This is a genomic window from Pseudoalteromonas sp. BSi20495, assembly GCF_000241185.1.
GTDB lineage: Bacteria > Pseudomonadota > Gammaproteobacteria > Enterobacterales > Alteromonadaceae > Pseudoalteromonas > Pseudoalteromonas fuliginea.
On the sequence record NZ_BADY01000016.1, the window covers coordinates 1 to 12,695 of the forward strand.

The following is a 12,695-nucleotide window of genomic DNA, read 5'->3' on the forward strand; positions in this document are numbered from 1 at the left end:
TTTTTTAATCATTTATATTAATTATACGCATTAAAAACAGGCGTTTAATTAATACAAAAGTAATTTTTAAGTTACAGTTTGGCAAATGAGCGTTCGGCAGCTGCGATGGTCTCTTTTACTTCCTGAACAGAGTGTGCAGCACATACAAAACCGGCCTCAAACGCAGATGGTGCTAAGTAAACACCTTCTTCAAGCATAAGGTGGAAAAAACGTTTAAAACGCTCTAAGTCACATTCAGTTGCTTGTTTGTAGGTTGTTACTTTTTCCGCATCGGTAAAAAAGAATCCATACATCCCGCCTGCGTAATTAGTCGTTAACGCAATACCTGCTTTTTTAGCGCCAGCTTCAAATCCTTCACAAATTGCTTTTGAAATTGCTTCTAGCTTATCGTGCAGGCCTGGCTCACTTAATAGCTCCAGTGATTTTAAACCAGCAGCCATTGCGATAGGGTTACCAGAAAGAGTGCCCGCTTGATATACAGGGCCAACAGGTGCAATGTAATCCATTATTTCTGTTTTACCACCAAACGCGCCAACGGGCATGCCGCCGCCAATTACTTTACCTAGACATGTAAGATCTGGTTTAATGTTGTAATAAGCTTGTGCGCCGCCAAGTGCCACTCGAAAACCCGTCATTACTTCATCAAAAATAAGTACTGATTTATATTCGTCACACACATCGCGTAAACCTTCTAAAAAGCCTGGCACAGGTGGTATGCAGTTCATGTTACCGGCTACTGGCTCTACAATAATACAAGCAATTTCGTCTGCGTATTTTGCAAAAATAGCCTTTACTTCATCTAAGTTATTAAACGATACCGTAAGCGTATGCTTTGCAAAGTCTTCTGGAATACCTGGAGAGTTCGGTACGCCCATTGTTAGTGCACCTGAGCCTGCTTTAACTAATAACGAATCTGCATGGCCGTGGTAACACCCTTCAAACTTTAATATTTTATCGCGACCCGTAAAACCACGTGCCAAACGAATTGCACTCATAGTTGCTTCAGTACCTGAGCTGACCATACGCACTTTTTCGATTGATGGGACTAGCTCTTTTACTTTTTCAGCCATTAAAATTTCGGCTTCAGTTGGCGCGCCATAACTGAGGCCGTTTTCTACTGCTTCGTGAACGGCTTGTTTAATCGCAGGGTGGTTATGCCCCATAATCATTGGCCCCCAAGAGCCAACGTAATCAATGTAACGATTACCATCAGCGTCAAATGTAAACGCACCTTCTGCTTTTGTAATAAATAGCGGCGTACCGCCTACACCATTAAAAGCACGAACTGGCGAATTTACGCCACCTGGAATAGAGGCTTGAGCGCGTTCAAATAAGTCTTGGCTAATTGTCATGAAAAATCCTATAAATTGTCACTTAAAAGGGGCTTAGCTATCGCGTTTGCGGCTAAACCAAGGTACGTCTACTTCATACTTCTCAACTTTGTTTTCTACGCCGAGTGTTAAAGCAAACAGTGCCATACGAATTAATACACCATTTTGTACTTGGCGAAATATAGCTAAATTGTCGTTAGCGTTTAAGTCATTATCGAGCTCGTTGGCTTCAATACGACTGTCACGCGGAAGTGGATGCATAAGAACAGAGTTAGGTTTACAGTGTGCACTGTAAATTGATTGGCTAATTCTAAATCCACCTCGGTATTTATTTGCTTCTTCTTGTGAAGGAAAGCGTTCTTCTTGAATACGTGTTTGATAAACGATGTCGGCCGCTAAATTGCCTTCCATCTTGTCTACCAATTCAATTTTGTGACCCGCGTTATCTACTGCGTCTAAGATGTAGTCAGGCATTTGTAAGCCATCGGGAGCAACCATCGAAAATTTTACATTTTTATAATGGCACAATAGTTTTGAAAGCGAGTGTACGGTGCGACCATATTTTAAATCGCCCACTAAGGCTATATGCATACCATCAATGTTTTGATCAAAACGGCTGAGTTCACGTTCAATAGTGAGTAAGTCAAGTAAGGCTTGAGTGGGGTGCTCATTTGGGCCATCGCCACCATTAATTACTGGTACGCTACAGCCCGTAGCAAACTCACTGACCGAACCTGAATCTGGGTGACGCATAGCGACAGCATCAGCATAAGCTGAAATAACACGTGCGGTATCGTAAAGTGATTCCCCTTTTGCAAGGGCTGAGCTTTGCATACCGGTTGTTTCACGAACTAAACCACCGAGTAAATTAAAGGCTGTACCAAAGCTTACACGTGTTCGTGTGCTTGGCTCAAAAAACAAGTTAGCTAAAATAGCGCCTTCAAGTACGTTGGTACGTTTTTGTTTTTTAGCATAAGGCTCCATTTTTTTAGCAACTGCAAAAATGCGTTCAATACAGTCCCTGTCTAGTTGACTAACAGACAGTATATTTTCACCTTGGAAACTTAACATGGGGTTATTCCTAGTTTTTCAAAAGGGCGCGATAATCCAAAAAAATGGGGCACGCAATCGCGCGTATTAAAACAAAATTAAAATGTGACTTAACCTGAACTCTGGTTGGGCTGCTCACTAATACATTGAGAAATAATGATATTTAAATTTATTCATCTCTAGCCAGAGGTTTTCACAAGCTAGGCTTTATTACTGCTAATGCCACAATTATGAGTAGCGCAATAACAGGTAGCTCGTTAAAAATTCGGTAAAAACGATCCGTTTTAGTGTTTCGGTCATGCTTAAAGTCGCTCAATAATTTAAAACAGTAGCCGTGGTATATATACAAAATAATAACGAGTACAAGTTTGTAATGTAGCCACATGCTGTATCTAAACCAATCACGACCATACTCAACAATGGTTAGTACTCCAAATACAGCCGTTAAAACAGCAAATGGGGTGACAAAATAAAGTAGTCTGCGCTCCATAACTTTAAGCATAGAGTTACACGACTTTTCTTCGCTCATGGCGTGATATACAAATAATCGAGGTAAGTAAAAAATACCGGCAAACCACGCAATCATAAAAAATATGTGGAGTGTTTTATAAATCAATAATGCGCTCATAATAATCCTTATTGTTTAAAGTAAGCTGTTACGAATGGTCAAAATATGATGAATTTGGTCCCAACGTAAAAGCCCCATAATTTGTTGATTATCTAAAAGGTTGTAAACGTACAGTGCGCCACTTCTTTTGTCTTTTAACATATCGAATGCATCGGCTAGTGTTGCTTGGCTACTAATGCCCTGCAGGCTAATGTAGTTTAAATTGATGGCCTGATCAGACATTAGACTTAAATCGTATTCAGCAAGCCTGTAGCCATTCTCCTCATCAAATACAATAAGTGGTGTTTGGCTATCCATAGCATCAAGGGTATTTTTTATTTGCTCTTTATCATCTGAATATAGCAATTTGAAATTTTCGTCCATGTCATCCATTATCCCTACTTTTTGTAGCGCTTCTGTGGCTGGAGATACATGATAGGGAAGTCCCTGAAAATCTAATTGCTGTAAAAATATGGAGCGATTTCCAAAAAATTGTAATGCAGTTACATAGGCTGTCGTTATAACAAGCATGGCAGGCACAATAATCTCAGGCGATGATGTTAGCTCCATAACGGTTGTTAAAGCAGCTAATGGGGCATGCAACGTTGCAGCCATTAATCCCGCCATTCCTAAAACCCCATAAGTACCTGCTATATCAGTTCCAGGACTAATAAATTGTGCGCAAAAGGCCATAAGAGTACCAATTAATACGCCAAGTCCGATCACTGGGCCAATTAACCCACCAGGAATACCCAAACCAATCGCAAATAAAGTGGCAAGTAATTTGGCAATTAAAATGGTGGTAAGTAATTTTACGTTCTCAGGGGATTCTACCGCAATGGTAATTGCACTCATACCTGACCCCATTGCTTGTGGTACTGCGTATGCAATTAAACTGGCAATACAGCCTGCAATCAATAGGCGAGGGAACATACTCAAAGGCTTAAATGTTTTAATAATTAACATTAAATTTTGATTAAAGCTAAATGCAATTGCACCGAGTGCCATGCCGCACAATATTAAATATGGGTAGTGCCAACCGCTAAGTGGCGCTATTGTAATAAGAGCAAGTTCAGAGCCTTCACCAAAAACAAATTGAGTAGCGAGTGCACCTGTAACCGCAGCAAGCATAATGGGCACAAATATATGTACTTTATATTCCCTAAGTACTACTTCCATTACGAAGATAACAGCTGCCAGTGGGGTATTAAATGAAGCAGCAATCCCAGCTGCAACACCACAACCCGTTAATGTACGCATCGCGTTATGAGGTAAGTGGAGCTTGTCGGCTAAAATGCTTGCACCAGTGGCGCCCATATGAACAGAAGGGCCTTCGCGGCCGACCGAAAAACCACTTATAAGTGCTAATGCACCACCAACAAACTGATTTACCGTATTATAAAGAGGCATTTGTCCGTAATGGCGCTTAATACGGTGAATAACAAAAGGAATGCCTAAACGATAATGTTTAAAGCCAGTAAACGCAGCAAAACACGCAATTAATAGTGCGGCTATTAGCGGCATTAAAACACGTTCAAGTGTTGGTAGGGTAGTAAAGTCGTCAGGTGTTTCTAAAAATAAGCTTTGGAAAAATAAAATAGTTAAACGAAATAAAATAATAAAAAATGCAGCAATCAATCCGGCAACTACGCCTAATAAGCATAATTGTACAGATGTTTTAGGTTTTGCCAGCCGACGCCTGAGTTGCTCAAGCCACATGCATTATTCCTCGCTGTATTTTTCATCAGCATTTTAGCAAAAGAGTTTAGCTAAGTCCTTGTGATTTTGAAATTTTCGTAACTTATATTAATAATTTGCAATGAAGATTAAGACCTATTGCCTATAACTAAAATATTTAATGAGTTTATAGCGTATAAAGGTCGCTTTTAGTTTGCTTAAGTATTATTTTAGCTAGTTAATGTTTGGCCACTTTTTTACTAATTTATAGATATAACTTAGAGGAAAGAGTTGTTTTACTATACTTGATTAAAACACTCGGGTATTAGATAATCACGCCATTACGATATTGAGGGTTTTAAAATGTCAGAAGAATTACCAATTAAGTTCAGCGATGCAGCAGCTGTTCGCGTTAAACAGTTAATCGACGAAGAAGAAAATCCAGAGCTAAAACTGCGTGTTTATGTCACAGGCGGTGGTTGTTCAGGTTTTCAATATGGTTTTACTTTTGATGAAAAAGCAAACCCCGGCGATTTAGAAATAGTAAAAAATGGTGTAACCCTAGTTGTTGATCCTATGAGTATTCAATATTTGGTTGATGGTGAGGTTGATTACACTGAAGGATTAGAAGGCGCACGCTTTTTTGTATCTAATCCAAATGCAACAACAACCTGTGGTTGTGGTGCAAGCTTTAGCGTTTAACAGCCAAACGCTAAATAGATTAAAGCCGCTTTTGCGGCTTTTTTAATGCCTATAAATCAGTTGGTGCGTATTCGGTTATTTGCATAATAAATATAAAAAAGCCGAGCACAAACGCAGAAAAAGCTAAAATATACATAAAGCCTTTTTTACCTTGTTTAATTGGAACCCCGTTATTGCGCAAAAAAAGATACCAACCTAAGCACAGTAAAATTGGCAATAAAAATAGTATCCTGAACATGACTCAACCTTTTTAAAATTAATAAGACTCAATAATAAACATGTCGCATTAAAATGAAACAAAATCATAAAAAATTCAATTTTTGATGAAAATGGATGGATATTCAGTGTTTATAAACATTCGCTCAAGTTAATTTTGTACCGAACAACGCAATTAATCATTCAACCAAAGTATTAATAGTATATAATGTATCCAAGAATGAGACGGGCAAAATTTCATTCTCAATAAAAACAAACTTATACCACATTTTTAGCGTAGCTTTTAGCTAAGTGGGTAGAAGTAAGTGGCAACAGTGCTTAACTGCAACACCTTGCTATTGAAGTGAAATTAAGTAGCGCTGCTTACTTACCTACAGCTATTGATAGGCTACTGCTTTAATGGGTATGTCAAATCATCGAGTAGGAGATGTAAAATGATGGGCAAAACCGTTTCTTCAGAAGAAAACGCAAAGCTAACAAAGTGGCTTAAGAGTAAGCGCCATGAAAAAGGGCATACAATGCGCAGCCTTGCACAAGTGCTAGGTACACCTCATTCGTTTATCGGTAAAATTGAAAATCAAGAGCGCCGTTTAGATGTTATTGAATTTGTTCGCTATTGTACTGCACTAGACGTTGATCCACATGAAGCATTAAATTTGCTGAAAGTAGATTAATTATGTGATTGTTTAGTTCATTTATGAGTTATATAAATGTTCTAGGCAGTAAATTAATGCAGGGATGCATTATATTTCTTAATTTTTTTGATGATAATTTCGCTCAAGTTCATACAGCTTGTGCCTAATTAAGTACAAAAATAGTAACGATGGTAAAACCATTAACGCTGTAAGAATAAAAAATAGCGACCAATTACCTGCCAACCAATCATCTATTACTACACCACTATAACTTGAAAGCAACGTTCTTCCTAAGTTCCCTAATGATGCTAGCAACGCATAGTGAGTTGCGCTAAATGCCCTATCACAAAGCATTGATATAAACGCGACCATTGCCACTAACGACCACGCTTGTGTAAATCCATCAATAACAATAGCAAAGGCATACAGCCTTAAGTCAGGTCCAACTAAAGCAATCCATGAAAATGCTAAGTTTGATGCTGCCATTGCAATACCACTTATAAATAAACCTTTAACAATGCCATATTTTTGATTAAATAAGCTGCCAACAAAGGTAAATATAATGGTAAGTACGGCAGTGCCTACTTTTGAAAATGTAGCAATATCGCTATTACTAAAACCAATTTCTTTATAAAACACAATAGACATGCGGCCCAAAAACGCTTCACCTATCTTAAATAAGAAAATAAATGCAAGTAACGCAAGTGCAGTTTTAACGCCGTTTTTAGTGAAAAAGGCTCTAAAGGGATCAATAACGGTTACCGCGAGCCACGCAACTGTTTTTGTAAGTGGGGTTTGTTTTGTTGATGAAAGTTTTTCAAGGTATACACGCTCAAGCTCAGCATGCACGGCTTCTCTGTTTGACTTAGGCTCTTTTGCGAACAAAGCTCCACCCATTAACAGCAAAATTATAGCGGCTAAAAAATAATATATTTGGGGCCAGTCAAGCGAGGGGATATCAGCCATATAAAATGGAATAGCACCTAAAAGCGCATAACCTGTCCACCAACCAGATGTTGCCATTGCGGCGGCTGCCGTAGCTTTATGAGATTCGTTTTCACTGAGAGTGTCAATTCTAAATGCGTCAATTGCAATATCTTGCGTAGCAGAAGCAATGGCGATTAATAAGCAAATTACGGCAACAAGCGCTAAGTTAGTTTTTAAATCAAGTCCAGCTAATAGTAACGTGCCAATTAAGATAAAGCTTTGGCATAATAGTATCCAGCTACGACGTTGGCCAAGCCATTTATATAAAATAGGGAGCTTGGTCCGGTCAATGAGTGGCGACCATAAAAAGTTTATACTGTAAGCCCCAAATACAATGCCAAATAGGCCAATCATACTGCGACTTAGGCCTTCATCCTTTAACCAAGCCGACAGCACTGAGCCAATTAAAACCCAAGGAAAACCACTGCTCATACCAAATATAAAAATATTGATTAAGCGTTTGTCTTTAAAGTAAGAAAAATATTCGCTAATAGAGAGAGTTTTGCTCATAGGGCCTTCATTGGCGATTGGGTGTAGTTAAACTACAGCTCATTAATTATAATGGTACTTGCTCAAGGACTTTTATATTTAAGATAACAACAGGTACTTTTGGCACGAAATCGTAACCAATTTTTTCGTTAAAGCCTGTTTCGACAACCATTATTTTATCAAGTGTGTCGTAGCCATCCATTACATTACCAAATACGGCAAATCCCCAGTCTTTATCTGGATTTAAATGGTCGTTATTGTCCATATTAAAAAAGAACTGACGAGTACCAGAATGCGGCTCTCTGTCCTGATATGCCATGGCTATACTGTACATGTCATTTTTTAAGCCATTACCACTTTCGTTAAAAATAGGATCGTTTTCATGTAAACCATCGTAGTCTTTGTCGTACCCGCCACCTTGAATAACAAAATCGCGATCATTTTCTACATCACGCTCAATACGGTGGAAAACACTCCCCTGGTAACTTTTATCTGACACGTACGTTAAAAAGTTATTGACTGTAATAGGGGCTCTTGAGCGATCAAGCTCGACTACGATACTGCCCATTGAGGTTACGATTTCGACGCGCGGAAAAATATTATCTTTTTGCACAAAGCGGCCTTCTTGGGCTGCTAAGCTACTTGCGCTAAAAAATAGGCCGAAACAGATTAAAAAAAGTCGTTTCATGTTTAACCTTCTAAAAATTCTATTAATTCAGGATCTGATACAATGCGGGTAATAATTTGCTCAGTCAACTTATTGAGCTGGCCTTCTACTTTTGCTCGCTCATGACTAAATGGGCCTTCTAAATTAGCACTACCTCGGTACACCTTACTAAAATTGCTTGAAGCGCGAATAACACGAACACCAAGCTCTATCTGAGCTTCACTGGTGTGGCTTACTAGTTTTTCTGTTACCACAGCTTGCAGTGCATGAATATCTACTTCAAAACGCACAGTCGCTAGGTTTGAAATACTTGCTCCGTTTCGACTCAGCGCGCTATCTAAAACGCTTTTAACTGACTCTGTAATACCTTGACTTGCAAACGTTTTAGTTTTATCAGATTCAATCAGCTTAAGCGTTGCAGTGTCACCACGTAAATCAATCACGCTGGTACTTAAACTGCTGTTAATTGTACTAATCTGGCCATTTTTATAAACCGGGTTAAGGATCACTTGATTAGGCTGACTAGTACAGCCAGCTAGTACAAGTAACGCACATAGGCTAAAAGTAATTTTAATCATTAAATTCCTAATAATTTTTAGTGGCACTAAGTACTACAAATTTCTTGTTGGAGCCAAGTAGTTTACAGTTCCCAAACATACGGTTTAGTTTGTCGTGATAATCTAAATGACGGTTACCAATAATACGTAATTCGCCACCTTGTTTTAAGGTTTCTTTTGCTTGTTTAAACATTTGCCACGCTATGTGGTCTGTTACAGCTTGCGCTTGATGAAATGGTGGGTTACATAGCACCATATCCACACTGTCTTGATCAAAGTCGGTCAAGCAATCGTTTTCAATAAATTGGCAATTATCAAACTGCTCAGGCATGTTTTGTTCTACATTTAAACGTGCAGACTCAACCGCCATGTATGATTCATCAACAAATGTGACAGATGCTTTAGGGCAACGAGCAAGCGCCATAACACCTACAACACCATTACCACAACCTAAATCGATTATGCTAGTTTCTTTCTTGGTTTCTGGTAAATAGTTGAAAAAGAATCGAGCACCTATATCTAACGAATCACGTGAAAACACATTTGCATGATTTGTTATATTAAATTCAGTGCCTTCAAGTGGCCAAGTAATAGGGAAATCAGCTGCTTTATACCCACCTTTTGCAGTGCTTAATATAAGACGTGATTTTTTAACCGCTAAACTTGTTTTTGTTTCACCAATAAATTGCTCAAACGATTTTATTGTTGAATTATGAATTTCTTTTGTTTTACCGGCTGCAATTACGGGTGTACCAGGTGCAAGTATTTCGCTTAATTCACTTAGTTGAAATTGCAAAAAACCTACGTTACGCGGTATTTTTATTAGCACTAAATCTATGTCTTCAGGCAATGCAGACAGGCTATCTATTTGGCTAAATTGCGCCGTGGATAGTTTGTTTATTTGTAAGTTATATGCCACTGCTTGATGGCTAATATAAGAATCATTAACTGAACAAACCGTTAATTGATTAAAACTACAAGCAAGTGCACCAAAGCTATCGTTTAAAATAAGCAGTGAGCGACAATCAGGGTGATGTTCGTTAACATAATTGATAAGGTACTCATCGGCTGAATCCCACGCTTGTAAACTGCGGTTTTTTTGATCCAAAGGAAAGCGTTCAAGAGTAAAGGTTTTATCGCCTAGCTGGGCTTGCGTCGTCATAATGGTATTTGATCAGTAAACTAATGTAGGTAAATTCTAACATGCAACGGCAAAACGCCAACCCCCAACAGTTACCAAATGGCTTTTCTTATCAAAGTAGGGCACTTAGCGCGCAAAAAAGCCTCGATTTATTTTATTATTTACAAAAAAACCTAGTTTGGCAGCAACCCGACGTCACCGTTTATTCTAAAACAGGCCCAATTCCCCGACTTCAATGCTTTATTAGCGAGCATAATTTTGAATATGGTTATTCGCATAGTAAGCTAATAGTAGAGCCTTGGCCTGATATTTTATTAGCAATGCGTAAGCGCTTAGAAAAACATTTAAATCAGCCATTAAATTCTTTATTAGTTAATTATTACCGAGATGGTAACGATACTATGGGCTGGCACAGTGATGACGAAATAGAGCTGGGCCATCAACCTACTATTGTGTGTGTATCACTTGGAGCAGAGCGTGTTTTAAAGCTTAAACAAAAATCGACAAATAAAGTAACCGATTTAAAGCTGCAAAGTGGTAGCTGTTTAGTCATGAGTGGCGACAGTCAGCGTGATTATCAACATGCAATCCCAAAGCAAACTACATTGGCTCACCCACGAATTAGCTTAACGTTTAGATGCATAAAGCAAATCAAGCAAGCTCAATTTTAGTTAGCCAATAGGCTTGGCTAGTTGTTATGATAACAACATAACTTAACTACAAAAATGGTTTTTATGTCAATGCAGCAACAAATTCAAGAAAAAATCAGCAGCGCAATTGCCTGTAAGCATTTAAATGTAATTAACGAAAGTCACATGCACAGCAAAGGCACCGAGTCACATTTTAAAGTTATTGTGGTAAGTGAAGAATTTGCCGGCAAACGCCTATTACAACGCCATCGTGAAATTAATGAAATATTAAAAGATGAGTTAGCAAATCATATTCACGCACTCGCTATCCATACTTATACACCGGATGAGTATACCGAGCAGGGCGGAGAAGCACCTGATTCGCCTAATTGTATGGGCGGCTCTAAAATTAGCTAAGTGTTTTTTTGAAGTATCTGATTAGTGATTAACTGATCAGATCAGTGTTTTTAGTATTAGCCTTTAAACTAGCGCTAATTTTTATTGTAAAAGATATAGGATCATCAATGGTCATTAAGCCTAAAATTCGTGGATTTATCTGTACCAACGCACACCCAACGGGATGTAGCGAGCATGTTCAAGAACAAATTAACTATGTAAAACAACAAGGCGTGTTAAAAAACGCACCAAAAAATGTATTAGTTATTGGCGCATCTACAGGCTACGGCTTGGCGTCGCGTATCACAGCTGCATTTGGTGGCGGCGCTAAAACACTCGGTATTTTCTTTGAAAAAGAAGGCACTGAACGTAAAACAGGTTCTGCTGGTTGGTACAATACTGCAGCATTCCAAGAAGCAGCTGACGAAGCGGGTCTTTGGTCTAAAAATATTAATGGTGATGCGTTTTCTAACGAAATCAAACAAAAAGCAATCGACACTATTAAAGCAGATTTGGGCAAAGTAGATTGTATTATTTATAGCTTGGCGTCTCCTCGTCGTACTGATCCAAATACGGGTGAAGTGTTCTCCTCTACACTTAAGCCGATTGGTAACGCAGTTACAACTAAAAACCTTAATACGTCAAAGCGTGAAATTGATGAAATTACTGTTGAAGCGGCAAACCAGGACGATATCGACAACACCATTAAAGTAATGGGCGGTGAAGATTGGGAAATGTGGATTGACGCATTAAAAGAAGCCGACGCATTAGCTGATAACTTTAAAACTACGGCCTACACTTATATTGGTAAAGAGCTAACATGGCCAATATACGGACACGCTACTATTGGTAAGGCTAAAGAAGATTTAGACCGAGCAACTGCTGCAATTAAAGAATCTACAAAAGATTTAAATGGCGAAGCCTATGTATCGTCTCTTAATGCTGTGGTAACACAAGCAAGCTCGGCTATTCCTATTATGCCTTTATACATTTCAGCATTATTTAAAGTAATGAAAGCAGATGGTACTTATGAAGGTACAATTGAGCAAATTCAGGCTTTATTTAGTGAGAACTTATATGGTGATAACCCACGCTTTGATGAAGGTGGCCACTTATTTCAAAACTACAAAGAATTAGAAGACGATGTGCAAGCACGTGTTCAAGCTGTTTGGGATAGCGTAGATACAAGCTCAATTGATGAGTTAACCGATTATGTGGGTTACCATAACGAATTTTTACGTTTATTTGGCTTTGGTATTAACGGAGTTGATTACGATCAAGATGTGGATTCGGTCAAACCAATTGCAAATATGATTGATTAACCATATTTGCAAATATGTAATTAAAAAGTCGCTGAGTGCGACTTTTTTGTTTTGCGGGCTTTTTTGAACAATTGTGATTAAAAAATGTCATTCTTTGCTTAAGCTACCACTTTGGTCTAACTTAAATTTTATTAAATACACATAACAAAACTAAATAAGTGTTTCTGTCGTATAATTTTCATAATTAGACTCGCATAGTCGCCCACAATGATGTTAAAATTAAGGCAATATGTGAAGAGTTTTTACCGCGTTGCTTGTTTAGTATTCATAGCAAGTTGTTCTTTGTATA

Annotated in this window: 14 protein-coding genes; 5 read left to right on the top strand and 9 right to left on the bottom strand. The window is 38.4% G+C overall.

The features are described 5' to 3' along the window. Positions 1-71: 71 nt before the first annotated feature. From hemL to P20495_RS17815, 4 genes are all read right to left on the bottom strand, one after another. A complete protein-coding gene (gene hemL, locus P20495_RS17830) occupies positions 72-1,352 on the bottom strand; it encodes a glutamate-1-semialdehyde 2,1-aminomutase (protein ID WP_008133947.1) in 1,281 nt (426 codons plus the stop codon). 33 nt (positions 1,353-1,385) lie between these two features. Next, entirely contained in the window at positions 1,386-2,402 is a 1,017-nt protein-coding gene (locus tag P20495_RS17825) for an aspartate carbamoyltransferase (RefSeq protein WP_007376115.1), read from the bottom strand. A gap of 172 nt (positions 2,403-2,574) precedes the next feature. Beyond that, positions 2,575-3,009 (bottom strand): CopD family protein, encoded by a 435-nt coding sequence (locus tag P20495_RS17820; protein WP_007376116.1) that lies wholly within the window; start codon positions 3,007-3,009, stop codon positions 2,575-2,577. A gap of 15 nt (positions 3,010-3,024) precedes the next feature. Beyond that, entirely contained in the window at positions 3,025-4,707 is a 1,683-nt protein-coding gene (locus P20495_RS17815; protein ID WP_007376117.1) for a chloride channel protein, read from the bottom strand. 321 nt (positions 4,708-5,028) lie between these two features. Between P20495_RS17815 and erpA the strand changes: the two genes are divergently transcribed. Then, complete coding sequence (gene erpA / locus P20495_RS17810; RefSeq protein WP_007376119.1) at positions 5,029-5,367, top strand: iron-sulfur cluster insertion protein ErpA; 339 nt, start codon at positions 5,029-5,031, stop codon at positions 5,365-5,367. A 49-nt stretch (positions 5,368-5,416) separates the two neighbouring features. Here the strand turns inward: erpA and P20495_RS17805 are convergent, their stop codons facing one another. Beyond that, on the bottom strand, positions 5,417-5,605 hold the full coding sequence (locus P20495_RS17805; RefSeq protein WP_033014996.1) for a hypothetical protein: 189 nt from the start codon (positions 5,603-5,605) through the stop codon (positions 5,417-5,419). A 412-nt stretch (positions 5,606-6,017) separates the two neighbouring features. Here P20495_RS17805 and P20495_RS17800 point away from each other — a divergent pair, with 412 nt between their 5' ends. Next, positions 6,018-6,257, top strand: a complete 240-nt coding sequence (locus P20495_RS17800) for a helix-turn-helix domain-containing protein (protein ID WP_007376121.1) — start codon at positions 6,018-6,020, stop codon at positions 6,255-6,257. Positions 6,258-6,335: 78 nt separating this feature from the next. Here P20495_RS17800 and P20495_RS17795 read toward each other — a convergent pair whose 3' ends face one another. From P20495_RS17795 to P20495_RS17780, 4 genes are read right to left on the bottom strand one after another with little or no spacing between them, the layout of a single operon-like run. After that, positions 6,336-7,715 (bottom strand): MFS transporter, encoded by a 1,380-nt coding sequence (locus P20495_RS17795; protein ID WP_007376122.1) that lies wholly within the window; start codon positions 7,713-7,715, stop codon positions 6,336-6,338. A 46-nt stretch (positions 7,716-7,761) separates the two neighbouring features. Then, positions 7,762-8,382 carry a peptidylprolyl isomerase gene (locus P20495_RS17790; protein ID WP_007376123.1) on the bottom strand — a complete coding sequence of 207 codons (621 nt, stop codon included), beginning with the start codon at positions 8,380-8,382 and terminating at the stop codon, positions 7,762-7,764. 2 nt (positions 8,383-8,384) lie between these two features. Further along, entirely contained in the window at positions 8,385-8,939 is a 555-nt protein-coding gene (locus tag P20495_RS17785) for a YajG family lipoprotein (protein WP_008133953.1), read from the bottom strand. Positions 8,940-8,946: 7 nt separating this feature from the next. Then, the gene (locus P20495_RS17780; RefSeq protein WP_007376125.1) at positions 8,947-10,080 is read right to left on the bottom strand and encodes a methyltransferase; all 1,134 of its coding nucleotides are present in this window, start codon (positions 10,078-10,080) and stop codon (positions 8,947-8,949) included. A gap of 41 nt (positions 10,081-10,121) precedes the next feature. On the opposite strand from P20495_RS17780, the gene P20495_RS17775 reads away from it, so the two are divergent. The 3 genes from P20495_RS17775 (at position 10,122) to fabV (ending at position 12,406) form a co-directional block, all read left to right on the top strand. Beyond that, a complete protein-coding gene (locus tag P20495_RS17775) occupies positions 10,122-10,730 on the top strand; it encodes an alpha-ketoglutarate-dependent dioxygenase AlkB (RefSeq protein WP_008133956.1) in 609 nt (202 codons plus the stop codon). A 63-nt stretch (positions 10,731-10,793) separates the two neighbouring features. Then, on the top strand, positions 10,794-11,105 hold the full coding sequence (locus P20495_RS17770) for a BolA family transcriptional regulator (protein ID WP_033015006.1): 312 nt from the start codon (positions 10,794-10,796) through the stop codon (positions 11,103-11,105). A 107-nt stretch (positions 11,106-11,212) separates the two neighbouring features. Further along, entirely contained in the window at positions 11,213-12,406 is a 1,194-nt protein-coding gene (gene fabV, locus P20495_RS17765; RefSeq protein WP_008133957.1) for an enoyl-ACP reductase FabV, read from the top strand. Positions 12,407-12,695: the final 289 nt, after the last annotated feature.

What these genes read in the sequence shown, in the direction of transcription:
- P20495_RS17775 (WP_008133956.1), top strand. Translation starts at nt 10,122, where the DNA reads ATGCAACGGCAAAACGCCAACCCCCAACAGTTACCAAATGGCTTTTCT.
- P20495_RS17820 (WP_007376116.1), bottom strand. Translation starts at nt 3,009, where the DNA reads ATGAGCGCATTATTGATTTATAAAACACTCCACATATTTTTTATGATT.
- P20495_RS17770 (WP_033015006.1), top strand. Translation starts at nt 10,794, where the DNA reads ATGTCAATGCAGCAACAAATTCAAGAAAAAATCAGCAGCGCAATTGCC.
- P20495_RS17825 (WP_007376115.1), bottom strand. Translation starts at nt 2,402, where the DNA reads ATGTTAAGTTTCCAAGGTGAAAATATACTGTCTGTTAGTCAACTAGAC.
- hemL (WP_008133947.1), bottom strand. Translation starts at nt 1,352, where the DNA reads ATGACAATTAGCCAAGACTTATTTGAACGCGCTCAAGCCTCTATTCCA.
- P20495_RS17815 (WP_007376117.1), bottom strand. Translation starts at nt 4,707, where the DNA reads ATGTGGCTTGAGCAACTCAGGCGTCGGCTGGCAAAACCTAAAACATCT.
- erpA (WP_007376119.1), top strand. Translation starts at nt 5,029, where the DNA reads ATGTCAGAAGAATTACCAATTAAGTTCAGCGATGCAGCAGCTGTTCGC.
- P20495_RS17790 (WP_007376123.1), bottom strand. Translation starts at nt 8,382, where the DNA reads ATGAAACGACTTTTTTTAATCTGTTTCGGCCTATTTTTTAGCGCAAGT.
- P20495_RS17785 (WP_008133953.1), bottom strand. Translation starts at nt 8,939, where the DNA reads ATGATTAAAATTACTTTTAGCCTATGTGCGTTACTTGTACTAGCTGGC.
- P20495_RS17800 (WP_007376121.1), top strand. Translation starts at nt 6,018, where the DNA reads ATGATGGGCAAAACCGTTTCTTCAGAAGAAAACGCAAAGCTAACAAAG.
- fabV (WP_008133957.1), top strand. Translation starts at nt 11,213, where the DNA reads ATGGTCATTAAGCCTAAAATTCGTGGATTTATCTGTACCAACGCACAC.
- P20495_RS17780 (WP_007376125.1), bottom strand. Translation starts at nt 10,080, where the DNA reads ATGACGACGCAAGCCCAGCTAGGCGATAAAACCTTTACTCTTGAACGC.
- P20495_RS17795 (WP_007376122.1), bottom strand. Translation starts at nt 7,715, where the DNA reads ATGAGCAAAACTCTCTCTATTAGCGAATATTTTTCTTACTTTAAAGAC.
- P20495_RS17805 (WP_033014996.1), bottom strand. Translation starts at nt 5,605, where the DNA reads ATGTTCAGGATACTATTTTTATTGCCAATTTTACTGTGCTTAGGTTGG.